The sequence below is a fragment of the Candidatus Pelagibacter communis genome (assembly GCF_001179985.1).
GTDB lineage: Bacteria > Pseudomonadota > Alphaproteobacteria > Pelagibacterales > Pelagibacteraceae > Pelagibacter > Pelagibacter ubique_J.
Window position 1 is genome coordinate 1 of the sequence record NZ_CVSI01000004.1, and the last position, 972, is coordinate 972.

Consider the following 972-nt stretch of genomic DNA (forward strand, 5'->3'; position numbering starts at 1 on the left):
AGTTCAGCAGAAAGATACCCACATGAATTTTCTGGCGGTCAAAGACAAAGAATATCAATTGCAAGAGCTCTAGCCACTCAACCTAGATTATTAGTATGTGATGAACCAACTTCTGCATTAGATGTAAGTATTCAAGCACAAATATTAAATTTACTTAAGGATCTACAAGAACAACTTAATCTTACAATATTATTCATTAGTCATGATTTACCAGTTGTTAGACAAATGTGTGATAGGATAGGTGTTTTGAAAGATGGAAAATTATGTGAAATTTCAAATACAGAGGAATTATTTGAAAAGCCTAAACATGAATATACAAAAGAACTATTAAGACTAATGCCAAAAATTGAGACTATTTATAACTAAGGAGGAGATATGGCGATATTTAATATGATTGAAGAAAACGAGGCTACTGGAAAAGTAAAAGAGATATTTGAAGACATTAAACAAAAAAGAAACATAAAGTCAGTAAACAATTTTTGGAAAATGTTAGCTAATGAGCCAGAAACTTTAGAGAGAACATGGAATTCATTGCAGCAAGTAATGAAAAAAGGTGCTTTAGATGAGATGACAAAAGAATTAATTTATATTGCTGTTTCAATTACAAATAGCTGTGAGTATTGCATAAAATCTCATAGTTCTGCTGCAATTAAAAAAGGAGCATCAAAAGATATGCTCGCTGAACTTAACGCGGTAGTTGGAATGGCAAATGAAACAAATAAATTGGTTGAGTCATACCAAGTTAAAGTAGACGAAATTTATGAATGATAGAGCTCAAGCAATCCTAGATTTCTGGTTTGATGACCTAATAGTTGAGAAAAGATTTAAAAAAGATGAAAAATTTGATCAGTTAATTAGAGAAAAATTTGGAGAAGATCATAATAAAGCTACTTCAAATGAATATGATTATTGGCAAGATGAGCCGTTAACTTGTTTAGCTTTAATTATTTTATTGGATCAGTTTTCGAGAAA

At 30.3% G+C, this 972-nt stretch carries 3 protein-coding genes; all 3 read left to right on the forward strand.

What is annotated here, in order from left to right:
* On the forward strand, positions 1-366 hold a 366-nt coding region (locus AMN80_RS00025), incomplete at its 5' end, for an ATP-binding cassette domain-containing protein (RefSeq protein WP_143323360.1).
* A gap of 9 nt (positions 367-375) precedes the next feature.
* Positions 376-768, forward strand: coding sequence for a carboxymuconolactone decarboxylase family protein (locus AMN80_RS00030; protein WP_075519990.1), 393 nt, complete (start codon positions 376-378; stop codon positions 766-768).
* Positions 761-972: DUF924 family protein (locus AMN80_RS00035; RefSeq protein WP_143323361.1), on the forward strand; the 212-nt coding region annotated here is incomplete at its 3' end. The genes AMN80_RS00030 and AMN80_RS00035, both read left to right, overlap by 8 nt.

What these genes read in the sequence shown, in the direction of transcription:
- AMN80_RS00030 (WP_075519990.1), top strand. Translation starts at nt 376, where the DNA reads ATGGCGATATTTAATATGATTGAAGAAAACGAGGCTACTGGAAAAGTA.